The sequence below is a fragment of the Alcaligenes sp. 13f genome (assembly GCF_020496585.1).
Lineage (GTDB): Bacteria > Pseudomonadota > Gammaproteobacteria > Burkholderiales > Burkholderiaceae_B > Alcaligenes > Alcaligenes phenolicus.
The window spans coordinates 1-26,483 of the sequence record NZ_JAHKKC010000035.1; the positions used below are offsets into that span (position 1 = coordinate 1).

The 26,483-nt window shown below is 56.3% G+C and carries 24 protein-coding genes; 12 read left to right on the top strand and 12 right to left on the bottom strand.

The genetic code is table 11. The features are described from left to right. Positions 1–847: 847 nt before the first annotated feature. Entirely contained in the window at positions 848–1,618 is a 771-nt protein-coding gene (locus tag KOE80_RS18835; RefSeq protein WP_052159203.1) for a Crp/Fnr family transcriptional regulator, read from the top strand. Here KOE80_RS18835 and KOE80_RS18840 read toward each other — a convergent pair. Next, positions 1,557–2,924 (bottom strand): hypothetical protein, encoded by a 1,368-nt coding sequence (locus tag KOE80_RS18840; protein WP_226349732.1) that lies wholly within the window; start codon positions 2,922–2,924, stop codon positions 1,557–1,559. The two genes, KOE80_RS18835 and KOE80_RS18840, sit on opposite strands and share 62 nt — an antisense overlap. Positions 2,925–2,928: 4 nt before the next feature. Beyond that, positions 2,929–3,150, bottom strand: coding sequence for a DUF2249 domain-containing protein (locus KOE80_RS18845; RefSeq protein WP_035268878.1), 222 nt, complete (start codon positions 3,148–3,150; stop codon positions 2,929–2,931). A 248-nt stretch (positions 3,151–3,398) separates the two neighbouring features. On the opposite strand from KOE80_RS18845, the gene ubiU reads away from it, so the two are divergent. Genes ubiU through ubiT form a run of 3 tightly spaced genes read left to right on the top strand, consistent with a single transcriptional unit; the run spans position 3,399 to position 5,828 of the window. After that, on the top strand, positions 3,399–4,394 hold the full coding sequence (ubiU, locus tag KOE80_RS18850) for a ubiquinone anaerobic biosynthesis protein UbiU (protein WP_009458516.1): 996 nt from the start codon (positions 3,399–3,401) through the stop codon (positions 4,392–4,394). Positions 4,395–4,412: 18 nt separating this feature from the next. Further along, a complete protein-coding gene (ubiV, locus tag KOE80_RS18855; RefSeq protein WP_031232782.1) occupies positions 4,413–5,315 on the top strand; it encodes a ubiquinone anaerobic biosynthesis protein UbiV in 903 nt (300 codons plus the stop codon). A 15-nt stretch (positions 5,316–5,330) separates the two neighbouring features. Beyond that, positions 5,331–5,828, top strand: a complete 498-nt coding sequence (ubiT, locus tag KOE80_RS18860; RefSeq protein WP_226349733.1) for a ubiquinone anaerobic biosynthesis accessory factor UbiT — start codon at positions 5,331–5,333, stop codon at positions 5,826–5,828. A gap of 5 nt (positions 5,829–5,833) precedes the next feature. On the opposite strand, the gene KOE80_RS18865 is transcribed toward ubiT, so the two are convergent. The 9 genes from KOE80_RS18865 to KOE80_RS18905 all read right to left on the bottom strand — a co-directional run bounded on the left by KOE80_RS18865 (position 5,834) and on the right by KOE80_RS18905 (position 14,587). Then, entirely contained in the window at positions 5,834–6,583 is a 750-nt protein-coding gene (locus tag KOE80_RS18865) for an anaerobic ribonucleoside-triphosphate reductase activating protein (protein WP_226349734.1), read from the bottom strand. Between the two features lie 18 nt (positions 6,584–6,601). Continuing rightward, entirely contained in the window at positions 6,602–6,784 is a 183-nt protein-coding gene (nrdD, locus tag KOE80_RS18870; protein ID WP_226349735.1) for an anaerobic ribonucleoside-triphosphate reductase, read from the bottom strand. Between the two features lie 175 nt (positions 6,785–6,959). Beyond that, on the bottom strand, positions 6,960–8,816 hold the full coding sequence (locus tag KOE80_RS18875; protein ID WP_226349736.1) for a ribonucleoside triphosphate reductase: 1,857 nt from the start codon (positions 8,814–8,816) through the stop codon (positions 6,960–6,962). A gap of 463 nt (positions 8,817–9,279) precedes the next feature. Beyond that, entirely contained in the window at positions 9,280–9,738 is a 459-nt protein-coding gene (locus KOE80_RS18880) for an HIT family protein (protein ID WP_115634843.1), read from the bottom strand. Further along, complete coding sequence (gene trpC / locus KOE80_RS18885) at positions 9,735–10,535, bottom strand: indole-3-glycerol phosphate synthase TrpC (RefSeq protein ID WP_009458523.1); 801 nt, start codon at positions 10,533–10,535, stop codon at positions 9,735–9,737. The genes KOE80_RS18880 and trpC overlap by 4 nt, the downstream gene beginning before the upstream one ends. Then, on the bottom strand, positions 10,532–11,566 hold the full coding sequence (gene trpD / locus KOE80_RS18890) for an anthranilate phosphoribosyltransferase (protein WP_035268496.1): 1,035 nt from the start codon (positions 11,564–11,566) through the stop codon (positions 10,532–10,534). Before trpD ends, trpC begins: the two co-directional genes overlap by 4 nt. 3 nt (positions 11,567–11,569) lie before the next feature. Continuing rightward, a complete protein-coding gene (locus KOE80_RS18895; RefSeq protein WP_021447083.1) occupies positions 11,570–12,133 on the bottom strand; it encodes an anthranilate synthase component II in 564 nt (187 codons plus the stop codon). Between the two features lie 37 nt (positions 12,134–12,170). Continuing rightward, positions 12,171–13,691, bottom strand: a complete 1,521-nt coding sequence (gene trpE, locus KOE80_RS18900) for an anthranilate synthase component I (RefSeq protein WP_226349737.1) — start codon at positions 13,689–13,691, stop codon at positions 12,171–12,173. A gap of 215 nt (positions 13,692–13,906) precedes the next feature. Then, positions 13,907–14,587 (bottom strand): phosphoglycolate phosphatase, encoded by a 681-nt coding sequence (locus KOE80_RS18905; protein ID WP_021447082.1) that lies wholly within the window; start codon positions 14,585–14,587, stop codon positions 13,907–13,909. Positions 14,588–14,798: 211 nt separating this feature from the next. Between KOE80_RS18905 and KOE80_RS18910 the strand changes: the two genes are divergently transcribed. Further along, entirely contained in the window at positions 14,799–16,601 is a 1,803-nt protein-coding gene (locus tag KOE80_RS18910) for a GGDEF domain-containing protein (protein ID WP_226349738.1), read from the top strand. A 26-nt stretch (positions 16,602–16,627) separates the two neighbouring features. On the opposite strand, the gene rpe is transcribed toward KOE80_RS18910, so the two are convergent. Further along, the gene (rpe, locus tag KOE80_RS18915) at positions 16,628–17,323 is read right to left on the bottom strand and encodes a ribulose-phosphate 3-epimerase (RefSeq protein ID WP_009458542.1); all 696 of its coding nucleotides are present in this window, start codon (positions 17,321–17,323) and stop codon (positions 16,628–16,630) included. 117 nt (positions 17,324–17,440) lie between these two features. On the opposite strand from rpe, the gene apaG reads away from it, so the two are divergent. The 7 genes from apaG to KOE80_RS18950 all read left to right on the top strand — a co-directional run bounded on the left by apaG (position 17,441) and on the right by KOE80_RS18950 (position 26,414). Next, positions 17,441–17,815, top strand: a complete 375-nt coding sequence (gene apaG / locus KOE80_RS18920; protein WP_021447080.1) for a Co2+/Mg2+ efflux protein ApaG — start codon at positions 17,441–17,443, stop codon at positions 17,813–17,815. Positions 17,816–17,830: 15 nt separating this feature from the next. After that, the gene (locus KOE80_RS18925; protein ID WP_083054368.1) at positions 17,831–19,126 is read left to right on the top strand and encodes a murein transglycosylase A; all 1,296 of its coding nucleotides are present in this window, start codon (positions 17,831–17,833) and stop codon (positions 19,124–19,126) included. Then, positions 19,123–20,316 carry an FAD-dependent monooxygenase gene (locus KOE80_RS18930; RefSeq protein WP_115634849.1) on the top strand — a complete coding sequence of 398 codons (1,194 nt, stop codon included), beginning with the start codon at positions 19,123–19,125 and terminating at the stop codon, positions 20,314–20,316. Before KOE80_RS18925 ends, KOE80_RS18930 begins: the two co-directional genes overlap by 4 nt. Positions 20,317–20,355: 39 nt before the next feature. Beyond that, on the top strand, positions 20,356–21,087 hold the full coding sequence (locus KOE80_RS18935) for a DsbC family protein (protein WP_137430844.1): 732 nt from the start codon (positions 20,356–20,358) through the stop codon (positions 21,085–21,087). Between the two features lie 311 nt (positions 21,088–21,398). Then, positions 21,399–23,015: an EAL domain-containing protein gene (locus KOE80_RS18940; protein WP_226349739.1), complete on the top strand. Its 1,617-nt coding sequence runs from the start codon at positions 21,399–21,401 to the stop codon at positions 23,013–23,015. Positions 23,016–23,194: 179 nt separating this feature from the next. After that, positions 23,195–24,727 carry a methyl-accepting chemotaxis protein gene (locus KOE80_RS18945; RefSeq protein ID WP_226349740.1) on the top strand — a complete coding sequence of 511 codons (1,533 nt, stop codon included), beginning with the start codon at positions 23,195–23,197 and terminating at the stop codon, positions 24,725–24,727. 109 nt (positions 24,728–24,836) lie between these two features. Next, positions 24,837–26,414, top strand: a complete 1,578-nt coding sequence (locus KOE80_RS18950) for an alpha/beta hydrolase-fold protein (RefSeq protein ID WP_226349741.1) — start codon at positions 24,837–24,839, stop codon at positions 26,412–26,414. Positions 26,415–26,483: the final 69 nt, after the last annotated feature.

Below are 26,483 nucleotides of genomic sequence, written 5' to 3' on the forward strand. Positions count from 1 at the left end.
TGTGAAACGCCTTTGCGCCGATGATAGTGGACGGACGTCTGTGAAAGTAGGTCATCGTCAAGCTCTTATTCCTCAAAACCCCCGCAAGCATCCCTTGCGGGGGTTTTGTTTTAGGCGGCGACAAAAGCGCAGGCTACCGGCCTGTCTCGGATTGCTCGAAGGCCTGACCCTGGATCACCCGGTTCAGGCGCACCGCCCCCCCTCCTGGCCCGTTCCGGGCTGCATGTATTCCTTGCTCTTACCGACGCCGTTTGGCCTAAGCCTAGTAGATCGGTCATGGCATCCTGTCCCTGCACCAGAGGATTGACGTTCAATGCGTTGCTGCTTACCTGCAGGGGCTCGGTCGTTCTACTCTGCGCGCTTGTAGCATTAGTTGCTGAGCTTTCTGCATCAATCAGCTTTGGTGACCAAGATAGGGCGTACAGCTGTCGGCATCAGGTTCTGTATGGCCATATAACGTGCCTAGTCATTCCCCGCCTTTGTCCTACTCGTCCTCCCTGATTCCCCTGAAATTCCTACTCAGTTTTCTCTTTAACGTCGACGTAGCTGGCTCTGCTAAGGCCTATTGCATCCATTCAGAATTCAAGTCGATTTGGAAATGAGGCTGTCCCCAATCAGTTTCCCCTCTCAATATTCCCTACCTCTAACATGGTCAAATTTGACCGCTTCTTGCTTGGATCTGTTCCTAAGTCATGCTGAACTAGCAGTTCTGACTATCTTTTTACGTTCTCTTTAAAACCTCGATTTATCTGTTTGACGTGTATCAATCAGGCACCGAGCTAATCTGAACAAGAGGGAACGGAGTATGTCAGTCTAGCTATGGTTCTATTTGGCTTACGGGAAAGATATGGCGGCTCAAGACATGGCCTCGCAGGCAAGCAATGAAGAATTGTCAGACACCAGGCTAGTGCAGGGTGAAGGGCCGGGACGCTGGAAGCGGATACAGGCCCAGCTGGCTCATCTGCCTATATTCAAGGAGCTGCCACCGGAACAGCTGGAGCCCATCGCTAAAGGTACTCAGGAAATACATGCTTTGCGTGGGACGACTTTATTTCACAGTGGGGACCCTTGTTTGGGCTTTCACATGTTGGTCTATGGTCGGGTGAAGCTGGTATTTGTCTCGTCCACGGGCTCAGAGCGCGTAGTTCGCCTGGTGGGACCAGGAGAGGGGTTTGGTGAGGCGCTGATGTTCATGGGCCGTAATTACATTGTGACGGCCCAGACTTTGGTGGATTCTCTGCTTTTGCATATCAACAGAGACACCTTGATGGAGCAGCTGGAGAAGGGCAGTGATGTTGCCCGCCTGATGCTGGCTGGTTTAAGTGAGCGGCTTTATCGCTTGATGGGCGAGTTGGAGGCCTATACGCTGCAAAATGGTGTGCAACGTCTGGTGAATTACCTTTTGCAGGAGTGGCCGGGCGAAGAGGGTGTCCCCTTCAGGATCGATGTTGGTAAGTCCGTCATTGCTTCCCGCCTGAATCTGACCCCGGAGCACTTATCACGTACCTTGCGTGATTTGATGGACCGGGATCTGATTCGGGTTCAGCGACGTAATTTTACGATTCTGGACAGCGCGGCTTTGCGGCAATATGGTGCTCTGCCTGATATGCGTGGATAGCGCGCAGGCTATGGCGATAACGCTGCCAGGCTGCCCATAGATTCCATGACAGGATCGCAAAGGACAGCAGCAAGGCAGGTGCTGCCAACCACGCGAAAGATTCGACGCCCAAGCTTGCCCCTGTCCAGAGTATCAGGCCCAGGCTATGCAAAGCCCAATGTGCTCGGGCGCTGGATGCCGGGATGTAGTTGGCAGTCTTGGGAATAAGGCGCAAGAGGGCACGCGTGTGCTCGGTATTGTCCGTATCCATGCTGACATACTCCTGGGCCTCTCGCCAAAGTAGAAAGGGCACGATGGTATAGAGCATCCCACAGACGACGGAACCCAAGGCTCCCATAATGAGCAAGACACCAATCGCCAGCTCTGCGTTGGAGGCGGCGGGATTGTGGGTCCAGAAGTTCAACAGAACAGCAATCAACAGGCTGCTTAAGGAGCTATACCAGAATAAAGTGCTGGCTCCTGCTGTCGGACGCTTGCGTTTCCAGAGGCGCGCCCACGTAATCACCGCCCATAAGCCGTAGCTTAAAAAGATCAGGTAGGTGACCAAATCACGCACAGGTAACCAGGAGCCAGGTAAGGAGGCCAGGGCCCACTGTGCAATCAACAGGGCTCCTACGACCCAAGGTAGCCAACGTACTAGAGGCGCTGGGTAGAGTTCGGTGATTTGAAAAATAGGCAGCAGTTGGAACGACATGGCAATCAGCAGCAAGCCTGCCCAAGCTGCCAGGCCCATCGTCATGTGCAGATTCAGCAAATTGGCGACGGCTTGTTCGCTTGCCAGGGCGACCAGCATGGCAAGCCCCGTTGAGACAGTCAGCAACAGTCCCAGCAAAGCCAGTCGGATAGGAGCAACTATTTCTTTGGCGCCGCGAAAGACGTCGCGCCGAGAGCGCCACAAGGCCAGCATGGCAGTCAGTAGATAAACCCCCAAAGCAAAGGCAAGACAAGCGCCTGCCAGCGTGTAAGCCCAGCTTTGCCAGCTAAGAAAGCCTGTCATCAGAAATAGTGTGCCAGCGCTGAGCAAGCCCCAAAAAGCTAGCGCCTGACCGCGTGACACCTGAATACGCACATTGCAGGCCACGGCCAGAATATGTGCCAAAGAGGCAAACATGGCACTGCCCACGATCCCCAAGGTCCAGGCATGGGTTATGGCCAAGGTGGCGGGGTGCCAGCGGGAGTTGAATAATTCCGGTCCGCTATAGAGCGCCAGCATGGCAGCCAGCAGTCCAAAAAAAGGGACATTCGCAAACAAGGGCAAGGTCAGTGACAAAGAGGGTGACTGATCCAGCGATAAAGCGCGTTGCATAGACTTAGTTCCTGCGGATGATGAGCTTGAAGCCGTTTTCTTGGTGGGTGCCGTGATACTTGAAGCCGCTGCGTCGCAGGATTTCATACAAGGGGAAAGGTTCTCGATCCAGCCACATGAGCAAGGCCTGGGTAGGAGCCAGTTCAGCCAGTGCTTCCAGGCAATGCTCCAAAGGCTCGGGTGCGGGCAGGCCGCGAGTATCCAGCGTGATCTCAGTTTGTGTCATCAAGACTCCAGCACGAAAGGCGTGGAAGGCATTGTGGACCATTCTGCCCGCCTATGGCGCAGGCAAAGTGGGACTTGTTTGCCACGGGTCAGGAGGTGGGAAGAATTTGATATGCGTTAAGGCCCCTTAATTTCAGAGCAGGCATAGTGGTGGTCTTGTCGAGCCAGGATCCACCCTGGCCAGATTGCTGATCGGGGAGTGTCATGAATACAGCGTCCACGGCTTTAGCCGCGTCCGATAACCCGCAGATGGAACTGGTTTGCCCAGCGGGCAGCTTGCCTGCTTTGAAAGCAGCCATTGATAACGGAGCCGATAGTGTCTATCTGGGGTTCCGGGATGCCACCAATGCCCGGAACTTCGCCGGGCTTAATTTTGATGCACAGGCGATTGCACAAGGGATTGATTACGCACACCAGCGCGGCCGCAAAGTTTTGCTGGCTCTCAATACCTACCCGCAACCCAATGCCTGGCAACAGTGGCGCGACGCGGTGGACCGAGCTGCCCAGGCTCAGGTCGATGCGGTCATCATGGCAGACCCAGGATTGATGGCCTATGCCAGTCAGGCACATCCCAATCTGCGCTTGCACTTGTCGGTGCAGGGTTCAGCCACCAATCCGGAAGCCATCAAGTATTACCACCAGAACTTCGGTATTCAGCGCGTGGTTTTGCCGCGTGTCCTGTCCATGACCCAAGTGGAGCAGGTCTGTGAGCAGGTCCCTGTTCAGGTTGAGGTTTTTGGCTTTGGCAGCTTGTGCGTGATGGTGGAGGGCCGCTGTGCCTTGTCCTCCTATGCCACTGGTGAGTCCCCCAATACACATGGAGTCTGTTCCCCCGCCGGGCATGTGCGCTGGGAGCAGACTGATCAGGGCCTGGAGTCGCGTCTGAATGGTGTGTTGATCGACCGCTATCAGGATGGTGAAAACGCGGCTTACCCCACTTTGTGCAAAGGGCGTTTTGATGTGGCGGGCGAAAACTATTACGCACTGGAAGAGCCCACCAGCCTGAACACTTTGTCCTTGTTGCCACAACTGTTGGCGGCGGGTGTCAGCGCAATCAAGATTGAAGGCCGACAGCGCAGCCCGGCTTATGTGGCTCAAGTTACTCAGGTATGGCGGCAAGCCATTGATTCGGCCAAATCCACGCCAGCCCGTTATTCAGTCCATCCGGCCTGGATGGGGGCTTTGAACAAACTGGCCGAAGGGCAGCAACATACGCTGGGTGCCTATTCTCGGCCCTGGAAGTAGAGCATGGGAGGCTCAATCATGAAATTATCTTTAGGCCCCTTGCAGTATTACTGGTCCCGCGTTGCCACGATGCAGTTTTATGAGTCGGCCTGCGACTGGCCGATCGATGTGGTGTATCTGGGCGAGACCGTATGTTCGCGTCGTCACGAGCTACGACTGGATGATTGGCTGGATATTGCCCAGATGCTGGCCCAGGCTGGCAAGGTGCCGGTTCTGTCTAGTCAGGTCTTGCTGGAGTCCGGGCGGGACGTGAATACGCTACGCAAGGTCACCGAACAGGCTGATTATCTGGTCGAGGCCAATGATATGGGAGCAGTACGTTTGATGCAGGGTCGGGACTTTGTCGCCGGCCCTTTTTTGAATGTTTATAACGGGCCAGTGCTGGATTTGATTGCTTCTCAAGGCGCGGTGCGTTGGGTGATGCCTCTGGAAATGGGCCGTGCAGGATTGGCGCAGTTGCAGCAAGACAGACCTGCCGGTTTGGAAACCGAGGTCTTTGCCTTCGGGCGTTTGCCCCTGGCTTTCTCGGCCCGTTGCTTTGCGGCGCGTAACCGCAATCTGCCCAAGGACAATTGCCAGTACGTGTGCATGGACTATCCCGATGGCTTGCTGCTGGAAACCCGTGAAGGGCAGGGTTTTCTGACGATTAACGGTATCCAGACTCAATCCGCCTGGGTGTACACCTTACTGGAGCAGGTACAGGATTTGCGCGATTTGGGTGTGAATATGCTGCGTTTGAGTCCGCAATCTCAGCATATGGATGCGGTCGTGCATTTGTTTAATGACGTGATTCAGGGGCGTATTCAGGCAAGGGATGCCCACGAGGATATGCTGCCTTTACTGCCCGCTAAGGCCTGCAACGGTTTCTGGCATGGTCGCCCCGGTTTGGAATGGGTGTCGCCGGTGTCAGAGCGTTTCTAAGGGAGGGATGGAAGAATGAATGAAATAACGACTCCCCGTTTACCCGCTGTTGTGGCGGGTGTTTTAAGCCGTTTGCCCCCGTGGCCCGGCTCCCGCTTGTTTTGTACGGGCTTGAACGTGCTGATGCGTCCGCACTTGCCGGCTGACATTGCGGAACGATTGGAAGGTCGAGCTTTACGCATACAGGTGGCAGATGCCGGTTTAGCGTTTGACTATACGTGGCGCCAAGGGGCTTTTTACCCTCTGTCGGCACGCGCACCACGTCTGGATTTGACCCTGAAAGCGGATCTTTGGGCTTTTTATCAGCTTTTGCAGCGGCAGGAAGATCCGGATACCTTGTTCTTTAATCGACGTCTGTCGATTGAGGGCGATACCGAATTGGGCCTGATGGTGAAAAACACCCTGGACGCCTTGGACCCCGATATTCTGCATCCGCGTGCAGTGCTTAAACAGGGTAAAGCGGCTTTACAGGATGTACTGCGCCGCCCGATTCGCACCCCCGCTTCTTCCTGAGACAATTAAGAGCGTCGCACTTCAAAGTGCGGAAACAGCTTCTGGAGGTTTTCCAAAATCTCCGCTCCTGGGTAGGCCTGCAAAGCCTGCCCAGTTTCATTCAGGAAATCGTCATCACAGCCTTGTGTGCGGAAAATCTGCACGGCATAGCGCTGGACGCCCAGCTCATGCAGGTGTTGTCCCAAAGCTTGTACCGAGGCGGGACTGTGCAGCTGGGGATGAATAGTGCTGCGGCACTCAAACAGAACGTCTTCGTTCAGCAGCAACTGCAAACTGCGTAAGGGCGCAGCGGCACTATTGCTGCGTTGAGTAATGGCGTCGTAGTGACTGAACTCTGCCTTGATATCCAGGCCTATCCAGTCCACCCAAGGCAGGATTTCCAGCAGTCTGGCCGGATGTGTGCCGGCCGTGTGTAAACCGATTTTGAAACCCAGCCTGCGCACCGCGCGGATGGCGGAGCCCAGGGCCGGGTCCAGTGTGGGCTCGCCGCCGCTAAAGACGACGGCATCCAGCAGGCCGACGCGGCGATTCAGAAAGTCCAGCAGGGCGTTCCAATCAATAGCACTGTCTGGTGTGCGCTCTTGCAGGTGGGGGTTGTGGCAGTAGCCACAGCGCCAGGGGCAGCCTTGCACAAAGATGACAGCGGCTAATTGGCCGGGGTAATCCGTAGCCGAGAAAGGGGCGCAGCCACCCACTTTCAATGCCACTTTGTGGGCAGGCGTGGCCGGGTAAAGATGGCGCGTGGCGTAAGTCATGGAATTTGACCGGGCTGTTTATGGGGTGGGGACGGCATTGCTTGCGCAGGCGCTGGCTTCGGTGAAGTAGCGTCGCTCATGAAACTCACCTTGCTTGCCAATATTGAAAGACGACATGGGACGGTGATAGCCCATGACGCGTGTCCAGATTTCGCAAGGCTGGCGTTCGGAATCTTGAAGAGTGATGGTGTCGGTGTTCATGAATAACTCCTTGGAAAAAAGGGCCGTCACGCTATGCGGATGTGACTAGCCTGGGTGTGTGCCAAGAGGCTGGTTGTAGATAAAGACTGAGGACAACCAAAAGCCTGGTTTTAGTTGAGCCAAGTGGATTGGGTTTAGCCTGTCTTGGTAAAAAATTGGCTTGAAGAGATCGGCTTTAATGGACTGGTGTCGGTGTCGGTGTCGGTGTCGGTGTCGGTGTCGGTGTCGGTGTCGGTGTCGGTGTCGGTGTCGACGACGGCGTTGACGTGTCCGCGATAACTTCGTTTTGAATGTCAGCCTCGGCCCGAGCTTGAGCTAACTTGTTGGCCAGCAATTCGCTGTCGCAATGCGGGCAAAACTCATGTTTTCCAGACAGATAGCCGTGCTTGGGGCAGATAGAAAATGTGGGCGTAACGGTGATGTAAGGCAAGGAAAAACGGTTCAAAGCTCGTTGCACCAGATTGCGGCAGGCATCAGTGCTGGACAGGGCTTCGGTCATGTACAGGTGCAGCACGGTGCCGCCGGTATATTTGCCTTGCAGCTCGTCTTGTCGCTCCAGTGCTTCGAAAGGATCTTCGGTGAAGCCCACCGGCAGCTGTGAGGAATTGGTGTAGTAAGGCATTTGCTCGGTCCCTGCTTGCAGAATGTCGGGCCAGCGGGCGCGATCTTCTTTGGCAAAGCGGTAAGTGGTGCCCTCGGCAGGGGTGGCTTCCAGGTTGTACAGGTGGCCGGTACTTTCCTGAAACTCCACCATGCGCTCCCGAATATGATCCAGCAAACGCAGGGCAAAGCGGTGCCCCCACGGCGTGCAAAGATTTTGCTTGTCCTGGGTAAAGTTGCGGATCATCTCGTTAATGCCGTTAACTCCCAGTGTGGAGAAGTGATTGCGCAAGGTGCCCAGATAGCGGCGTGTGTAGGGAAACAGCCCTTGGTCCATATGCTGCTGGATCACCGTGCGCTTGATTTCCAGGCTGTCGCGGCCCATTTCCAGCAGTTCATCCAAACGGGCAAACAGACCGGCTTCATCGCCTTGATACAGATAACCCAGGCGGGCGCAGTTCAGGGTGACCACCCCCAGGGAGCCAGTTTGTTCGGCAGAGCCAAACAATCCATTACCGCGTTTGAGCAGCTCGCGCAGATCCAGCTGCAGGCGGCAGCACATGGAGCGGATCATATTGGGTTCCAGCTCGGAGTTAATGAAGTTCTGGAAGTAGGGCAGGCCATATTTGGCCGTCATGGCAAACAGGCGCTCGGCATTCGGGCTGTGCCAGTCAAAATCCCGGGTGATGTTGTAGGTGGGGATCGGAAAGGTGAAGGCACGGCCACGGGCATCGCCCTCGCTCATGACTTCGATATAGGCCTGGTTGATCATGTCCATTTCGGCCTGCAGATCCCCGTAGCAAAACGGCATTTCTTCGCCACCGATTTGCGGAACTTGCTCGCGCAGGTCGTCGGGGCACACCCAGTCAAAGGTCAGATTGGTAAAGGGCGTCTGCGTCCCCCAGCGCGAGGGTACGTTCAGGTTGTAGATCAGCTCCTGCATGCATTGGCGCACCTGCTTGTAGCTCAGGCCGTCCTTGCGGATGAAGGGCGCCATATAGGTATCAAAGGAGCTGAAGGCCTGGGCTCCGGCCCATTCGTTCTGCAGGGTGCCCAGGAAATTGACGACCTGGCCGACCGCACTGCTTAGATGACGGGGTGGGCCGGATTCGATTTTTCCGGGTACGCCATTGAGCCCTTCGTTCAGGAAAGTGCGCAAGGACCAGCCGGCGCAGTAGCCAGAGAGCATGTCCAGATCGTGGATGTGCAGGTCGGCCTGACGGTGTGCCTGGCCGATGGCTTCGGGGTACACATGGCTAAGCCAGTAGTTGGCAATCATCTTGCCTGAGCTGTTCAGAATCAGTCCGCCCAGCGAGTAGCCCTGGTTGGCATTGGCTTGCACGCGCCAGTCCTGGCGGTCCAGATATTCGGTAATGGAACGGATGATGTCCAGCTGAGCAGCTGGGCGCGATGCAGTTTCCTGGGTAGCCATATTTTTCACCAAAACCTATATGTAGTCATTTTTAGGATTCACGACACTATATATGGTGGTTTTTGAAGGGGCTAGGCGATTGTCGTCCAGGCTTGATCTAGGTTAATTTTGTGCTCGAAGTGACTGGGTCAAGGGTTTTGTCGGAAAGAAGTCGTTGGGCACTCCTTAGCCTGATCGTTCGTAGGTGGAGATTTATGAAGTCGAGGTGGTCGTGCTGCCAGGTATAAAGAGTTGGCTATGGCCATGCTATGCAAGCAAGCAAGCTGTTTATGTGGGTTGCGTGCAAGTAGCACAACAGCAGCTTGGCTCCTGCCGGTGGAGTCGCACTGTAGCGGGCTCCACGGATAAGCGGTGTACTTGTCTGTTACAGTGCGCCGTCTCTTTTCCGAGAGGCAAAAAAATACCCGCTGACTTTTTACAGGCCAGCGGGTATTTCTTGAATAGCAGGACTTGAATAGCGGGTTTAGTGCTTGAATCGTGCTTTTAGCGCAATACAAAGTGCCTGCTGATACTGGCTGACTTGCTCAAGCAGGCGTTCTTCGTGGGAAGCCCAGCTTTGTTTCTGCTCTTCGGTGCGTGTGGGGGCGGGTGACCAGGCAGAGTCCGGAAAGAAAGGGTCGTCCTTCCAGCGAGGGATGATGTGCCAATGCAGATGCGGCACTTGATTTCCGAATTGAGCCAGATTGATCTTGGCGACTCCCAGTTGTTCACGCTGAGTCTGCTCAACCACATATACGGCTGCCATGATGTGCTGCCGTTGTTCTTCAGACAGGTCTGTCATTTCAGCCACATGATCTTGCCAGATTACCCGTGTATAGCCGGGAAACGGGCTGTCCGTGACGGCCAGTACCTGCAGCCCTGCACCCGACCATAGCAATTGATCGGGTTTCAAGGCACACAGGGGGCAAGCGTGGGTGCTCATGCAGGCTGACCGAAGAACAGGTTCTGCAAGGCAACGCCTGGATCAGGTTCACGCATGAAGGCCTCACCGACCAGGAAGGCTTGCACCTGGTTCTCGCGCATCAGGGCCACATCTTCAATGGTGTGAATACCGCTTTCGGTGACAACGCGTTTTTCGCTGGGGATAAAAGGCAGCAGGTCCAGCGTGTTTTGGGTGCTGGTTTCAAAGGTGCGCAGATTGCGGTTATTGATGCCCAGCAGGCTGGTCTTCATTTGCAAGGCAATATCCAGCTCGGCGCGGTCATGTACTTCAACCAGTACGTCCATGCCCAGTTCGTGGGCCATTTCTTCGTACTCCATCAGCTGATCCTTCTCCAGCGCGGCGACGATCAGCAAGATGCAGTCGGCACCCATGGCTCGGGCATGGATGATCTGATAGGGGTCAATAATGAAATCTTTGCGCAGTACGGGCAGTGCGCATACGGCACGGGCCTGGCGCAGGTGGTCGTAGGAACCCTGGAAATACTGGATATCGGTCAGGACCGACAGGCAGGCCGCGCCGTGGGCGGCGTAGCTGGAGGCAATCTCAGTCGGGTTGAAGTCGGCACGGATCACACCCTTGGACGGGGAAGCCTTTTTGACTTCCGCAATAATGGCAGGCTTGCCTTGAGCAATCTTGTCTTCAATGGCGCTGGCAAAGCCGCGCAGGTCGTTCCGGTTCTTCGCTTCGCGCAGCAGATCGGACTCGCTGCGCAGTTGGCGGGCGGTGACGACTTCAGCTCTTTTGGTGTCGAGGATCTTGGCCAGAATGTCGTTCATGGATTTAACTTCCTTGTATAAGCGCGGAATTGTTCGAGTTTTTCGCGTGCGGCACCGTTGGCAATGGCCTCAAAAGCCATGCGCAGGCCTTGTTCAATGGAGTCGGCGTGGTTGGCAGCATAGATGGCCAAACCAGCATTGAGGCCCACGATATCACGAGCCGTACCCTCTTGGTTATTGAGGGCTTCCATAATCATCACGGCAGATTCTTCCTTGCTGGAGACGCGAATGCTGCGGTTGGAGGTCATGGCCATGCCAAAGTCTTCGGGGTGAATTTCGTATTCCCGCACCTGACCGTCTTTCAGTTCGCCCACCAGGGTGGCCGCACCCAGAGAGGCTTCATCCATACCGTCCTTGCCGTGCACGATCAGCACGTGTTTGGCCCCCAGGCGTTGCATTACGCGCACTTGAATCCCCACCAGGTCCGGGTGGAAGACGCCCATCAATTGGTTGGTTGCTCCGGCCGGGTTGGTCAGTGGGCCCAGAATATTGAAAATAGTGCGCACGCCCAGCTCTTTGCGGACCGCAGCCACATTTTTCATGGCGCCGTGGTGAGCGGGGGCGAACATGAAACCAATATTGGTTTCGGCAATACTTTGCGCCACTTGCTCGGGCGAGAAGGTCAGGTTCACGCCCAGGGCTTCCAGCACGTCCGCACTACCGGACGAGGAAGAGGCACTGCGGTTGCCGTGCTTGGCTACTTTCACTCCTACGGAGGCGGCCACAAACATGGAGGCGGTGGAGATATTGAAGGTATTGGAGCCGTCGCCACCTGTACCGCACATATCCAGCAGTTCGTCCGGATTGGGCGTAATGACGGGGGTGGCAAATTCGCGCATCACCTGGGCGGCGGCAGAAATTTCACCCACGCTTTCTTTTTTCACGCGCAAGCCCATCAGCAAGGCAGCCGCGATCTGAGGCGACATTTCGCCGCGCATCAGCATGCGCATCAGATGCAGCATTTCGTCGTGGAAGATTTCCCGGTGTTCGATACAGCGCACCAGTGCTTCGGTAGGAGTGATGGTGTTCATGATTTAAAGGTCCAGAAAGTTCTTCAGTAAGGCGTGGCCATGCTCGCTTAGCACCGACTCGGGGTGAAACTGCACGCCATAAATAGGCAATTCGCGGTGACGGACACCCATGATCTCGCCGTCTTCGGTTTGCGCGGTTACCTCCAGACAGTCGGGCAGGCTATCGCGCTCGATGGCCAGGGAGTGATAACGGGTGACGTTAAAGGGCGAGGGCAAGTTGCTAAATACGTCCGTGCCCTGGTGAGTAATAGGGGAGACTTTCCCATGCATGATTTGCTGCGCACGGATAATGCGCGCACCAAAAGCATGCCCGATCGCCTGATGACCCAGGCAGACGCCCAGAATCGGTAGCTTGCCGGCAAAGTGCTGGATCAGTGCAACCGACAGGCCCGCATCCGCAGGGGACTTGGGGCCGGGCGAGACGCACAGATGGCTGGGATTCAAGGCTTCAATTTCTTCAAGTGTGACTTGATCGTTGCGTCGTACCACTACTTCCTGACCCAGTTCTCCAAAGTACTGGACCAGGTTGTAGGTAAACGAGTCATAGTTATCGAGCATGAACAGCATGGGAATACTCCGGCAAAAAAGGATGGCAGTGGGGCGATTAAATAGGCTCGTCCAGACCGAATTGCACTTGTTCGGCAGCGCGGATTACGGCGCGTGCCTTGGCTTCGGTCTCTTGCCATTCTTTTTCGGGATCGGAGTCGGCCACGACACCGGCGGCGGCCTGCACATGAAGCATGCCGTCCTTGATGACGCCGGTGCGTATGGCAATAGCCAGATCCATTTCGCCCGAGTAGCTCAGGTAGCCGGCGGCACCACCGTAAACGCCACGGCGTACTGGCTCCAGTTCATCAATGACTTCCATGGCGCGTACCTTGGGGGCGCCGGTCAGGGTGCCCGCGGGGAAGGAGGCGCGCAGCACGTCCATCTGGCTCATGCCGTCCTGCAGTTCGCCGCAGACATTGGAGACCAGGTGCTGAACATGCGAGTAACGTTCGATTGCCATGGTGTCCGTGACTTGTACCGAGCCGGTTTTGGCGATACGGCCAATATCGTTACGGGCCAGGTCGATCAGCATCAGGTGTTCGGCGCGTTCTTTAGGGTCGGACTTCAGCTCGGCGGCCAGTGCGGCATCGGCTTCAGGTGTGGCACCGCGTTTGCGAGTGCCAGCCAGTGGGCGAATGGTGACGCGCTCCATGTTGCGGCCATCTTGACGGTGTTCTTCCTGACGCACCAGAATTTCTGGCGAGGCACCCACGACCTGGAAGTCGTCGAAGTTCCAGAAGTACATGTAAGGCGATGGGTTCAGCGAACGCAGGGCGCGGTACAGGGATAAGGGCGAGTCGCGGAAAGGTTTGGTGATGACCTGGCCGATCTGCACTTGCATCAGGTCACCGGCTGCAATGTATTCCTTGGCGCGGGCCACGGCCTTCAGGTAATCCTCTTTGTCGAAGTCGCGCTCGCATTCGGTTTGCATGCTGGCGTAGGCGTAAGGGATCACGACGGGTGAACGCAGCTTTTCGCGCAGATCCTTCAGACGACGCTTGGCCAGTACGTAGGCTTCGGGCTGGGCGGGATCGGCGTAGACCAGCAGGTAAGTGCGGCCAGCCAGATTATCCACAATCACCAGCTCGTCTACTTGTAGCAGCATGATGTCCGGCACGCCTTCTTCCTGGTCGGAAGGGAAGGGTTTGCGGTTCATGCCCAGGGACGGTTCGATGTGACGCACCGTGTCGTAGCCGAAGTAACCGGCCAGACCACCCGCAAAGCGGGGCATGCCAGGACGCAGGGCTACTTTGAAACGGGCCTGGAATTGCTCGATGAATTCCAGCGGATCGCCTTCGGCTGTTTCGACAATCTTGCCATCGTGCAGCACTTGGGTATGACGGCCGTAGCTGCGGATCACGGTACGGGCAGGCAGGCCAATAAAGGAGTAGCGACCGAACTGCTCGCCGCCCACAACCGATTCCATCAGGCAGCTGTAACGTCCGCCTTCGGGGCCGTTGTGCGCCAGTTTCAGATAAATCGACAGGGGCGTATCCAGGTCGGCATAGGTTTCCGCAATCAGGGGAATGCGGTTAAAGCCTTCTGCTGCTAGGGCATTGAATTCTATTTCTGTCATTGGGATCTCGAGGGTCAGTGGGTACGACGAGCCGGACAGAAACAAAAAAAGCCCGGTCGTTGTGATTACCGGGCTTATTTTCCTGGAGGCGGTCCGCTGTGTACTACTTTGCAGGGACGCCAGACTTCAAGGTTATATCTACCCGATACACGAACGCCACCAGCGCCAATAAGCGCCGTAGATTGTGGATGCGTGAGTGCGAGTAGACATGAATTTTATGACGTAAATATGGTGTTGCGTTTATTGCGCAGCCAGGTGGCCGCGTCGGCAATAGAGGCAACTATACCATCGGAATCCAGGCTTTGCACATCCTTGCCTTCGTTATAGCCGTAAGGAACCAACAGTACGGGGATGTTCGCCGCACGCGCTGCCTGGGCGTCATTCATGGAATCCCCAATGACCAAGGCCTGTTCGGGAGCCAGTTTCATTTGCTCGCAGGCGTAGACAAAAGGCATGGGGTCGGGCTTTTTGCGCGGGCAGGTATCACCGCCCACCACCAGTTCGAAGTACGGGCCCAAACCTGTTTGTTCCAGTAAGGGGCGGGCAAATTGTTCGGGCTTGTTGGTGACCACAGCCAGACGCAATCCCTGGCTTTTAAAGTCATCCAATCCTTCTAGTACACCCGGATACAGGCGGCTGTGTTGGCCATTACATAATTGGTAATGGTAATAAAATGATTCCAATGCCGGGGTGTAGTCGGCAGGAGGTTCAGGTAGATCGGTCAGAGCGCGTCGCACCAGGTTTTCCGAGCCTTTGCCCACGAAAGTAGCGATGCGCTCCTCTGGGAGCGGGGGTAAACCCAGGTCGATACGCATGGCATTACATGCCGAGGCCAGATCGGGAATGGTATCGAGCAGGGTTCCATCCAAATCAAACAGCACAGAGAAAATATTCATCTTTTTGTAGCGGACTTGTGACAAAATATTGTCAAATTCCTGTTAAGGTCGAGCAGAAAAAAGTTTTCGGAACGTCGGGTTTTCATTTCGTTTGATTCATCATGTTAAAGCTCCTTACTGCACGCGGGCTTATCAATTTAGTGAGCAAACCGTATTTTGGTACAAGATTGGCTTTCGATAGTCCGTTCAGAAAGGCCCTAGGAGCGGAAGTATGATGCTCGATACATTTCATCAGATTCTCGTAGAAAAACAAGTTACGCCGGTCTTTCAGCCCATTGTGGATTTGCAGTCCGGCTTGATTCTGGGTTACGAGGGTTTGATTCGAGGGCCAAAGGACAGCAGTTTTTATTCGCCCTTGGCCTTGTTTGACGCCGCCCGGCAATGTGGCCGCTTATGGGATCTGGAAGAGCTGTGTTGCCATACCTTGGTCAGCAGTTTCAATCAGCAGGGTTTGGCGGGCAAACTGTTTTTGAACTCCAGCCCGGATGTGGTGATGCGCATGTTGCCTTCGGCCCGCATCGAACCGCGTACCGGTATGCCACAGCTGGATGGCATTGACTGGAGCCGGGTGGTGGTCGAATTGACCGAGTCCGAGCGTACTGACAGCTACGACTATCTGAATCAGGCTATTGAGCTTTATCGAAAAGAAGGCCTGCAGTTTGCCATTGATGATCTGGGTGAAGGCTATGCCTCGCTGCGCTTGTGGTCCGAATTGCGGCCCGAGTACGTCAAGATCGACAAATACTTTGTGCGCGATATTGATACCGATGTGCTCAAGCAGCAATTGGTACGCTCCATTTGCGATATTGCCAGCCATGCGCAATCCGTTGTGATTGCAGAAGGGATTGAAACCGGCGCGGAACTACGCACCTTGCGGTACTTGGGCGTGGCCTGTGGGCAGGGCTATTTGCTGTGTCGCCCTCAACCTAACCCCCCGCCTCAGCTGGAGCCCGCTCAAGCCGCGCTGTTTGGACCCTCCACTGTGCGCACTCAGCGTCAAGTGCAAGGCCGTGATTCCATGAGCGTGCGGCGTTTACTGCGTGCCGCGCCAGCGGTGCCTGATAATACACCCACGAATCGTGTGTATGAGCTGTTTCAAAGCCACCCAGATCTTAGTGCCGTGGCTCTGGTGCGAGGGGATCGACCGACGGGTATTTTGCGTCGTAGCCAGCTTTATGATCAGCTTGCCCGGCCTTATCACCGCGAACTGTACGGCAACAAGCCATGCTCCCTGTTTATTGAAACCCCACCGCTGATTGTTGACTGCGATACCAGCTTGCTGGAGCTGGGCACCTTGATGACGCAGGGAGCGGGGGATGCCTTAAGTGATGGTTTCATCATTACCGGGGCGGGTGAGTATCTGGGCCTGGGCTCCAGTGTGGAGCTGATGCGTGAAATTACGCAGATTCAGATCATGACGGCGCGTTATGCCAATCCACTGACGCAATTGCCGGGTAATGTACCGATTGATGAGCATATTGATGGTTTGCTGCGTAATCGGCAGAACTTCGCTGTGTGCTATGCGGATCTGGACCACTTCAAACCCTACAACGATTTGTACGGCTATCGCAAAGGCGATGAGCTGTTACGCTCCATGGCCGAGCTCTTCACCCGTTACGCGGTGGCTCGCATGGACTTTGTGGGCCATGTGGGGGGGGACGATTTTATTTTGGTGTTTACCAGCCCGGACTGGGCCGAGCGCTGCCAAAGCATTCTGGACGAGCTGGAAAAAGAGCTGGAGTCCTTGTATAGACTGGAGCATCGGCAAGCAGGCGGCTATTTGGCTGAAAACCGTCAAGGCGTGCTGGTGTTTCACCCGTTGGTAAGCTTGTCTTTAGGTGTGGTCACAGTCGAGGAGCCCGAATTGTATTCGGGCTCTTTAATTGCGGAGCTGGCCAGTTCTGCCAAGGCACAGGCCAAGCGGGTGCAGGGCAATGCCTTGTTTGTGGAGCGCCGCCGCCCCGACAGTGCGGTTCGGCAGGGCAGTTATAGCCGCAATACGATGCTGCAGTAGCGGGAACAGCAGGCCGAACGCAGGATTTAGGCCTGCTCTGCCAGAGCGATTTGCGCGCGCATGTCGCGGATGACCTGAGCGTAGTCGGGCTGACCAAAAATAGCTGAACCGGCCACAAAGGTGTCAGCACCGGCTGCACGGATGGCGCCGATATTGTCCACCTTCACGCCACCGTCGATTTGCAGCAGGATGGGCTGACCACCTTCTGCAGTCCACGCATCAATGCGGGCGCGGGCTTGGCGCAGCTTGTCCATGGCGCTGGGGATAAAGGCCTGGCCACCAAAGCCGGGGTTAACGGACATCAGCAGGACCAGATCCAGCTTGTCCATCAGGTGATCCATCCAGTTCAGCGGGGTGGCCGGGTTGAATACCAGGCCGGCCTTACAGCCGTGGTCACGGATCAGCGACAGGGTGCGATCCACGTGGCGCGAGGCTTCGGGGTGAAAACTGATGTAATCGGCACCGGCTTTGGCAAATTCGGGGATCAGCGCGTCCACGGGCTCTACCATCAGGTGTACGTCGATGGGGGCAGTGGTGTGGGGGCGCAGCGCAGCACAGACCATGGGGCCGAAAGTCAGGTTCGGTACAAAGTGGTTGTCCATGATGTCGCAGTGAACCCAGTCGGCACCGGCGGCGATAACATTGCGGACTTCTTCACCCAGGCGGGCGAAGTCGGCCGATAAAATACTGGGAGCGATACGTGTGGAGCTGGCTTGGGACATAATAGGTGCCGTAAAGATTAGACATCACGAAAATCGTGGCCATATGTCATCATTATAGTTTCAAGCGGGGGGCTGTGCAGCGCCCCGTATTTGTACAGCCGTAACCTGGAATCCATCATGAAGCCTGACGATATTGAGGTGCAGATCACGCCCCAGTACCTGCCTGAGCAATCCGAGCCCGATAGCAATCAATATGTTTTTGCCTATACCGTACGGATTACCAACAATGGACAGCAGACGGCCCAGATTATCAGTCGTCACTGGATCATCACGGACGACAATCAGCAGGTTCAGGAAGTGCGTGGCCTGGGCGTTGTAGGACAACAGCCGGTGCTGGCTCCAGGTGAGACCTTTGAGTACACCAGTGGTTGCCCCCTGAACACGCCGTTTGGCACCATGCGCGGCAGCTATCAATGTGTTGGTGAAAATGGTGTGCCCTTTGAGGTCGCCATTCAGGAGTTCATCCTTTCCTCTCCCCGTACCTTGCACTAAGGGCCAAACCCAGCCATGAAGATAATTTATTGCGTGCCAGCCGTACTGCTGGCATTAAGTGCCTGTTCCACCATTCCTGGGGATCAGGGTTCTTCGTCAACGGCTCCGGGTACAGCAGAAGGCGGTCCTGATATCGCTCTGCAACCGTTGCGCGTGCCGTCCTTGTCGGCACTGCCGGACACCCCGGCGCGTGCGTTGGCAGGGCGTTATCAAGCCGTGAACTGGTCCGCCTTGCCGGGCTGGCAGGCTGATTCGCTGGACCATGTCTGGAAAGGTTTCATCAATAACTGCAAGGGCCTGATGCGCCCTGTCAGCGGTTCGCTGGCCATGCCCGCACGTGCCAATCCCCGTGCCTGGCAGCCCGTTTGTCAGGCTGCGGCTTCTGCCGGTCTGAACGCTGACACCAAAGATACGGCCGCTGTACGTGATTTTCTGCAGCAACAGTTGCAGCCCTGGCGTTTGCTGACCGGCGACGGCAAGGTGGCTCAAAATACGGTCACGGGCTATTACGAGCCTTTGCTCAAGGCCTCGCGTACCCGTAGTTCCAGCTATCAATGGCCGCTTTTCGCTGCGCCGGATGATTTGCTGACGATTGACCTGGGTAGCTTGTACCCCGAGCTGGCTGGCAAGCGTATTCGCGGCAAGCAAGTGGGCAAACGCATTGTGCCCTACGACACACGCGAGCAGATCGTGTCCAAGCAGGATCGCCAGCCACCCGTGATCGTGTATGCGGAAGATCCGGTAGAAGGCTTTTTCCTGCAGATCCAAGGCTCGGGTCGTGCGGTCCTGCCCGATGGCAGCGCCGTGCGTCTGGCCTATGCCGACCATAACGGTCGCCCTTATGCCTCGGTAGGCCAATGGCTGGCCAAGCAGGGCGAGATGCCTTTGGCGCAGACTTCCATGCAAAACATCAAGGCCTGGGCCAAGCGCAATCCGCATCGCGTTCAGGAAATGATGAATGTAAATACCGCCATGGTGTTCTTCCGCGAAGAGGCCATTGTGGATCCGGAGCTGGGCCCTAAAGGTGCCTATGGCATTCCCTTGATTGGTCTGCGTTCCGTGGCTATTGACCCCACTTACGTGCCTTTGGGTACGCCTGTGTACTTGGCTACCTCGCAGCCTGCTTCTAACCAGCCTTTGCAGCGACTGGTTTTTGCTCAGGACACGGGCGCGGCGATTAAAGGTGCCGCACGTACCGACTTGTACTGGGGCACGGGCGATCAGGCTGGTGCACAGGCAGGGCGCATGAAGCAGCAAGGTCAAATGTGGCTGTTGTGGCCACGTCAGGCAGGAGCACCGAGCGCACGATGAGCAAAGAACGAATTGTGGTGTGTGGCGGGGCCTTGGCCGGTATGGCCAGCGCTCTGGGTTTACGCAAGGCCGGGTTTGATGTCAGCATCTTGTCCCCCGCTTACAAGCCTATGGAACTGGCGGCGGGGCAGTATCACCCCCGTGTCTACGCCGTCTCGGTCGCCAGCCAGCGTTTTCTGACGCAGTTGGGTGCCTGGAACTTGATGTCGGCCCAGCGCATTTCGCCAGTGCAGGCCATGGAAGTACATGGTGATGGCGGCGGTTGCCTGAATCTGCATGCTTGGCAGGACGCGCAGGATTATCTGGCCTGGATCGTTGAGTCCGGACAGATGGAGCAGGCGCTGTATCAGGCCTTGCAAGTGTTTGGTGTGCCCTGGATTGAAGACCGTTTCGAGCGTCTGGAAGGCAATACCATCATCACCGCCGGACAGAAGCGCATCAGCGCCGATTTGTTTGTGGGGGCAGATGGTGCCCGTTCCGGCCTGCGGTCTGCTGCTGGCATTGAGCATCATGGTCGTGAGTATGGGGACGCCGGTTTGGTGGCCCACTTCAACGTGGAGCGCCCGCATCAGCAAGTCGCCTTGCAGTGGTTTACTGGCGATTCGATTCTGGCCTTGTTGCCTATGCCGGATGTGGATGGCAAACCGCAAGTCTCCATGGTCTGGTCCGTGCCGCAAGCGCAGGCCGACAAGGTGTTGGCCATGCCCTCAGAGGAGCAGGCGCAGTATCTGCAAAACAGCTTGTTCTCTTTATCCAATGGCCGTTTGGGGCAGTTAAGCTTGCGTAGCCCGGTACACGGTTTCCCGTTGACCTTTGAGCGTAGCGGCCTGGTGTCGCCCGGTGTGGCCTTGGTGGGTGATGCGGCGCATCGCGTCCATCCTTTGGCTGGCCAGGGTTTGAATCTGGGTCTGGGCGATATCGAAGCCCTGATCAAGGTCTTGTCCGAGCGTGGCCCGCATTATTCGGTCGGTGATATGCGTGTACTCAATCGCTACAAGCGCGCTCGCGCTGAACCGATTGCGGCCATGCGGGCAGCCACCGATGGTTTGTATCGTCTGTTTGCGGCACCGGGAGCACCGGCTTCCATGCTGCGCAATGCCGGTATGCAAGTGGTGGACCGCCTGCCCTGGGTGAAACGCCGCCTGATCGCGCATGCTGCCGGCGTCAGCCCCGGCGCGCTCTTGTTCTAAGGCCGCTAGGGTCTTGTCGATTAGCAAAGGAAGTACGTCATGATGTTGCACCTTCGTTCTGTATTGGCTCTGGCGTTTTTGTCGCTGTGCAGCCTGGCTCAGGCCGCCAGCCCCGCCAAAGTAGACACACGTTTCGAGACTACCCGCCAGGCCTTTGAAGCCGCTTTCCCCGGCGTGACGGTCGATGGTATTCGCGCCACACCATTTCCCAATTTGCTGGAAGTGGAAGTGGGCGGCACCTTGCTCTACACCGACCCGCAGGCCAGCTTTGTGATGCAGGGTTCTTTGCTGGATAGCAAAACTCGTGTTGATCTGACCGAGCAGCGCATGCAGGAACTCAATCGTGTGTCGCTGAATGATTTGCCGCTGGATAAGGCCATCAAGCTGGTAAAAGGCGACGGTAGCCGTCAAATGGTGGTTTTTGAAGATCCCAATTGCGGCTATTGCAAACGTCTGCATACAACTTTGCAGGAGATCGACAATGTTACGGTTTATAGCCTGATGTTTCCCATCCTGGGACCGGACAGTCGCCGCAAAGCCGAGGACATCTGGTGCGCCCAAAACCCCGCTAAAACCTTGAGTGATTGGATGGGGGGCGGAGCGCGACCCGAGAAAGCCTCGTGTGAGCATCCATTGGATCAGTTATTGGCAGTAGGACAAAAACTGCGCGTTCAAGGCACCCCGGCCATTTACTTTGCTGATGGCAGCCGCGCTGATGGCTGGCTGCCTGCTGCCCAGTTGCAGTCTCGCCTGGACGCTGCCGCCCAGTAAGTATTCTGGCTGGTCTTGAGCTAGAACAACCCGCTTTCGAGCGGGTTTTTTATGTCCCATCGTTATGGAAACTATAATTATTTGTGGGGCATGATTTTAAAAGAGCAGCGATTAGAAAATAATCCCGAGATGGTTCAGGCGGTAAGGCGGACGTTATTTTGAAGACAAAAAATTTCAAACGCCACATTTGACCATTCTTTACTTTGTGCTCCGTATTCTAGAAGTGATAATTCTAACTATTGATAAAAATAGTATTGTCGGCCCTCGCCGGGACCGTCGTGGGACTGACAATAATTAAATAGTAGGCGCTTATGGAACATGCACGCTGCGTGTTGATTGTTTTGGAAGAAGGCGAAGGCTTGCACTACTGGCTGGAGCAACTGCGGGTTTTCGGTACCAAGACAAGCGTTGTCAGATCCCTGGAGAAGGTAGCCGAGGCGCGTCTGAGCCAGGCCGATCTGTTGCTGTTTCCTGTTGAGACGGGCTACGTGCCTTTGATGGTGGCCAAATTGCGCAATGACTTTGGCTCGCTGGGTATTGTGGCCGTTCAGTCCGGCCTGTCTGCCAGTGCTCGTGTGCAGTTGCTGCTGACGGGTGCTGATGCGTGTCTGGCTATGGATGTGCAAGTTCCCGAGCTGATGGCCTGGTGCCATGCCGTGCGCCGCCGTAATGTTTATGCCGCTGTGGGTGCCGCCCAGGCGATGGAAGAGGTTCAGGATCAGAGTGGCCAGCAGGAATGGATCTTGCGCGATAAAGGCTGGACTCTGGTGGCTCCCAATGGGGTGGGACTGGAACTGACGCATAGCGAACGTCAATTGATGGACGCATTCATTCGCCATGCGGATGCCCGTTTCAGCCGTGAAGACCTGATGCGCGACAAAGGCCTGGCTGCCAGTGACAGCCGTGCAGTGGATTCCCTGATCAGCCGTTTGCGCCGCAAGGCCAGTCAGGCAGGGGTGGCCTTGCCGATCAAGTCGGTGCACGGCTGGGGCTACACCTTTACGGGCAAGTTGATCGCCCAGCAAGAGCCGCAAGATACTGAAATCATGGAGTTTTATGCCCAGCGCGACGAGCAGGAAGCATCCCAGCCCACGCCGCTGGAACTCTTGCGTGCGCTGGAAACTCTGGATGTGCTTGATCCCCAGGCCAGCGAAGCGCTGTCTTTCTCTTATCAGTTGCGCGTGGCGACCAGTACGGGCCAATACAGTGGTGTGGACGCCCAGGTGTTCTGGACCTCGCCCACAGGCTTGCGTCTGTCATCGGATCTGGTGCTGCGCCATATGCCTGACGCCATTCACCGTCAGGCTTTGTGCGAATGGATGCTGCGCACCCTGATGGCTGACGTGCGTCGCTGGTGGCAGGAGTACTCGCTGCGTGCCAGCCATATTGGCCTGAAGTTGCCCATCGATATGCTGCTGCCTATCTATAAGCGCATGCCCAGCATGTTGCGTCAGTTCGAGCTGCAGCCTTGCTGTGTAGAACTGGACTTGTTCAGCGACGAGGAATTGGAAGAAACACCAGAACTGATGCAGGCTTTGCAGTTTCTGAAAGAACAGGACATTCAGGTCTGGCTGACCAGCCCCGATATTGAGAACAACAAGCTCAACCGTTTGCGTGGCTGGCCAATCAGCGGCGTCAAACTAGAAGCCGAGGTTATTCAGCGCGCCTGCCGTGAACCGACGTTCAAGGCATTGCTGGAAACCGCGTGCCATTTACTGAGCGAGCAGGGCTTTGAGCTGGTTATCAAAGGTGTCGATAACCTGGAACAGCGCGATCTTGCCTTGAATCTGGAGCTGGGTCATTACCAGGGGCGTCTGACCTCGGAATTGATGTCTGAAGATGGCTTCTTGCTGACTCTGGCCAGCAGCGAACCCTCTTTTGGCCAAGGCCATGAAGCTTCCCGACGCTTGAGCGGTAGTGTTTTATAAGCCGCCTTAGCATCCAATTATCTCGATATGTAACTTTAATTAAGTATTTCAAGCCCGAGGCCGTTACCCAGCTTGTTCGATGGGGCCTCCATGCAGGCCGACCGTGGTGACACGGTCGGTTTTTGCGTACCTGGGACCTGTCTTTTCAGCGTTGCTCGGGGAATATGATGCGTTTGGGCTTGAAACAGAAGTTGTGGTTGCCATTGATCTTGTGCTTGATGGCGTTGGTGGCGGTTTTTGCGTTTGTGAACTATCAGCTCTATCAGGCACAGATGGAGGAGCGAAAAAGTAGTTTGCAGCACATCGTCAATATTGCAGCAAACATTACGCAGGACTATCAGCAACTGGTCAGCAAAGGCGTTCTCAGCAAGGAAGAGGCGCAAAAGCAGGCGCTGCAACGCATCGCTAGTATCCGTTTTGGGCAGGAAGGTTATGTGTCGGTGTTATCGACCGATGTGGTGTCCATCATGAATCCCAGCCGACCGGAGCTGGACGGCCAGGACGTCAGTGCCGTGGTCGATAGCAACGGCGTGCACCCTTTTGCCGAGATGAGCCGCATCGGCCGCAATGGTGGCGAAGGTTTTCTGGAGTATCACTGGCCCAAACTTAGCGACAAGAGCAATGCCCCCAAACTGGCCTTTGGCAAAGGGGTGACGCAGTGGGATTGGGTGCTGACCTCGGGCGTATATATCGACAATATTCAGGCGCGCTTCCTGAGCAATCTGCTCAGCTCGTCAATCGTGTTTGTTCTGATCGTGCTGCTGGTATCAGCGGTTACTGTGTTTCTGGCGCGTCAGATCTTTGCCGAGCTGGGGGCTGAGCCCAAAATTTTGCATGAAGCGGCCCAAGCCATTGCCAATGGCGATTTGCGTGTGACTCATTCCCTACGCTCGATTCCGGACAATAGCGTGATGGCCTCCATCGAGCAGATGCGCCTGAAGCTGAACGAGGTGATGCGCACGCTGCAACACAGCAGTGGTGTGATTGCGGACGATACCTCGCAACTGTCTGTGGGCAATCTGGAGCTGTCCAGTCGCACGACTCAGCAGGCCGCGGCCTTGCAGGAAACAGCATCGGCCATGGAAGAGATGACGGGCACCGTTCGCATGAGCGAAGAAAACGCCATGCGTGCCGAGGAAGTCTCCAGCCAGGTGCAGAAAACTGCCCAGCATGGTGGTCAGATGGTTAGTGAGCTGGTGGACCGCATGGGCGCGATTCGCGATACCAGTGGCAAGGTGGCGGATATCACCACGGTGATTAACTCGATTGCCTTCCAGACCAATATTCTGGCCTTGAACGCGGCTGTGGAAGCGGCGCGAGCCGGTGAGCAAGGTCGAGGCTTTGCGGTGGTGGCGGGTGAGGTACGTGCTCTGGCGCAGCGCACGACGGCGTCAGCCCAGGAGATTGCTCAATTGGTGGAAGCGTCCTCCAATAGCACCCGCGAAGGCGTGCAATTGATGGGGCAGGTCGGTGAGGTTATTGATGAGATGGTCACCGGCAGCTCGCAAGTGATGACGATTGTGCACGAGATTGCGGCTTCTACTCGCGAGCAAACCATTGGTATCGAGCAAATCAACGTGGCGGTGGGGCAGTTGGATTCGGCCACTCAGCAAAACGCGGAAATGGTGAACCAGGTGGCGCACACCTCCAGCGAGTTGCAGGAGCAGGTGCAAGAGCTGGATCGTTTGATTCAGGCTTTCCGTCTGGGGTGATAAATGGCGCCGCCTCGCGCCAGCCAAGGGGTGCGCTGATTATTTTTGATCGTATACTGCTTCTTGGTACTGGGCTTGTCCTGCGGCAAACCGGCATTTAGGAGGATGTATGTTGCGCGCACCTGTTGTTGCTGTATTGATGGTGGGAATGGTTGGGTCGGCTTGGGCGGCTACGCTGCCTTCGGCTCAAGGTGAGGTTCAGGCGCACGAACATCATGAACGAATACTGAGCTTGCAGCAAAATGAGCTGGTGCAAGGCAGTTGGCAGCACAGTGGTGATGTAGCGCTGGAATTGTTCGGCCCGGATGGCAAGGCGATTCGTCATTGGGCAGATGCACCGGAACGGGGTGGCCCTTTTGGCTTTATTGCCAGCACGGCGGGCGAGTATCGTTTGCGTGTGCAAGGGCAGGGCGAGTATCAGTGGCAGGTTAAATCGGTTACGGCTCCCCAGGCGCCGGCTCAGGCCGAGCCTTTGCAAGGCGATGTGATCCGTCAGTGGAGCATGCGCTTGCGCGCGGGCGAGCCGTCTCGCGGTTTCTGGGACTATGTGCAGCGTGTAGGTTCGCCTTTGGTGGAGCGCTACAGCACTACGCATGATCGCGTCACGTTTGTCTGGCGCGGTGCCCAGAACGAGGTGCGTCTGCATGGCGGGCCTTTCTCGTATACCGATCGCATGCATCGTTTGGGTGAGTCGGATATCTGGTACATCACCTACGATTTGCCGCGTGATGCCCGCTTTGCCTATCGCATGGCGCCGGATGTGCCTTATGTGGGCCAGAACCTGGCGCGCGAAGTGCTGCGGGCGGCGTTGCAGCGCGATCCTCATAATGCCAAGGCTTTGCCGGAAAACAGCAAGGATCTGTTTGATGGTGAGTCTGTCTTGCGTTTGACGCAGGCACCTGCCGAGGTGGTGAGCCTGGAGCCGCAGCAGTTGGGGCAGGGGCAATGGCGTACGGAGCGCTTGCCCAGCGAGGCTTTGGGTGCGGAACGGCAGGTGCAGATTTATCAGCCTGCGGGCACTCGGGCTCAGGAAATTGATCACACCTTGATTTTGTTCGATGGTCGGGACTATCGGGATTTGGCGCGCGCGCCGGCCATGCTGGATACCTTGATTGCGCAGGGGCGCGTGGAGCCTATGTGGCTGGTCCTGGTGGACAATCCGGGCATGGCGGAACGGGCGCGGGAGTTGCCGCCTAATGAGGCTTATATCAAGTTTCTGGATAAGGAGTTGATGCCTTGGCTCAAGGCCCAAGGGGTGCAGTCGACAGCGGACAAGACGGCGATTGGCGGCTCCAGCTACGGTGGTTTGGCTGCCATGAATGCCGCCTGGCGTTTGCCGCAGCTGTTTGGCAACGTCTTGAGCATGTCGGGGTCGTTCTGGTGGGCTCCGACGGGTGATGCTCGTGGGCAGTGGCTGACGCGGCAGATGGCGGACTCAGAAGCTGTGCCAGTGAAGATTTATATGAGCGCCGGGGTGTTTGAGTCTTCAGGCTCCAGCCGGGATGTCAGCCTGGTGCAGGCGAATCGTCATCTGGATGATGTGCTGCGGGCGCGGGGGTATGACGTGCGTTACGTGGAAAGTGCGACGGCACATGATTTTGTGGCGTGGCGGGATGCTTTGGCCTTGGGTTTGGAGCATTTGTTCGGGATTGAGCAGGTTGAGGCTCCGGTCGAGAACAAGAAGTAGCTGGACTTAAGCTGTGAGGGACGGGCTATAGGCGGGCTCAGGAGGCTGGACCGGGGGGCTGTTCGGGTA

Bases quoted from the DNA above. Each gene is read 5' to 3' on its own strand.
- ubiT (WP_226349733.1), top strand. From the start codon at position 5,331: ATGAATGAAATAACGACTCCCCGTTTACCCGCTGTTGTGGCGGGTGTT.
- KOE80_RS18925 (WP_083054368.1), top strand. From the start codon at position 17,831: ATGAAGATAATTTATTGCGTGCCAGCCGTACTGCTGGCATTAAGTGCC.
- KOE80_RS18930 (WP_115634849.1), top strand. From the start codon at position 19,123: ATGAGCAAAGAACGAATTGTGGTGTGTGGCGGGGCCTTGGCCGGTATG.
- KOE80_RS18880 (WP_115634843.1), bottom strand. From the start codon at position 9,738: ATGAGCACCCACGCTTGCCCCCTGTGTGCCTTGAAACCCGATCAATTG.
- KOE80_RS18905 (WP_021447082.1), bottom strand. From the start codon at position 14,587: ATGAATATTTTCTCTGTGCTGTTTGATTTGGATGGAACCCTGCTCGAT.
- KOE80_RS18875 (WP_226349736.1), bottom strand. From the start codon at position 8,816: ATGGCTACCCAGGAAACTGCATCGCGCCCAGCTGCTCAGCTGGACATC.
- apaG (WP_021447080.1), top strand. From the start codon at position 17,441: ATGAAGCCTGACGATATTGAGGTGCAGATCACGCCCCAGTACCTGCCT.
- KOE80_RS18940 (WP_226349739.1), top strand. From the start codon at position 21,399: ATGGAACATGCACGCTGCGTGTTGATTGTTTTGGAAGAAGGCGAAGGC.
- KOE80_RS18935 (WP_137430844.1), top strand. From the start codon at position 20,356: ATGATGTTGCACCTTCGTTCTGTATTGGCTCTGGCGTTTTTGTCGCTG.
- KOE80_RS18865 (WP_226349734.1), bottom strand. From the start codon at position 6,583: ATGACTTACGCCACGCGCCATCTTTACCCGGCCACGCCTGCCCACAAA.
- KOE80_RS18895 (WP_021447083.1), bottom strand. From the start codon at position 12,133: ATGCTGTTCATGCTCGATAACTATGACTCGTTTACCTACAACCTGGTC.
- rpe (WP_009458542.1), bottom strand. From the start codon at position 17,323: ATGTCCCAAGCCAGCTCCACACGTATCGCTCCCAGTATTTTATCGGCC.
- ubiU (WP_009458516.1), top strand. From the start codon at position 3,399: ATGGAACTGGTTTGCCCAGCGGGCAGCTTGCCTGCTTTGAAAGCAGCC.
- nrdD (WP_226349735.1), bottom strand. From the start codon at position 6,784: ATGAACACCGACACCATCACTCTTCAAGATTCCGAACGCCAGCCTTGC.
- KOE80_RS18845 (WP_035268878.1), bottom strand. From the start codon at position 3,150: ATGACACAAACTGAGATCACGCTGGATACTCGCGGCCTGCCCGCACCC.
- trpC (WP_009458523.1), bottom strand. From the start codon at position 10,535: ATGAACGACATTCTGGCCAAGATCCTCGACACCAAAAGAGCTGAAGTC.
- KOE80_RS18840 (WP_226349732.1), bottom strand. From the start codon at position 2,924: ATGCAACGCGCTTTATCGCTGGATCAGTCACCCTCTTTGTCACTGACC.
- trpE (WP_226349737.1), bottom strand. From the start codon at position 13,691: ATGACAGAAATAGAATTCAATGCCCTAGCAGCAGAAGGCTTTAACCGC.
- trpD (WP_035268496.1), bottom strand. From the start codon at position 11,566: ATGAACACCATCACTCCTACCGAAGCACTGGTGCGCTGTATCGAACAC.
- KOE80_RS18950 (WP_226349741.1), top strand. From the start codon at position 24,837: ATGTTGCGCGCACCTGTTGTTGCTGTATTGATGGTGGGAATGGTTGGG.
- KOE80_RS18835 (WP_052159203.1), top strand. From the start codon at position 848: ATGGCGGCTCAAGACATGGCCTCGCAGGCAAGCAATGAAGAATTGTCA.
- KOE80_RS18910 (WP_226349738.1), top strand. From the start codon at position 14,799: ATGATGCTCGATACATTTCATCAGATTCTCGTAGAAAAACAAGTTACG.
- ubiV (WP_031232782.1), top strand. From the start codon at position 4,413: ATGAAATTATCTTTAGGCCCCTTGCAGTATTACTGGTCCCGCGTTGCC.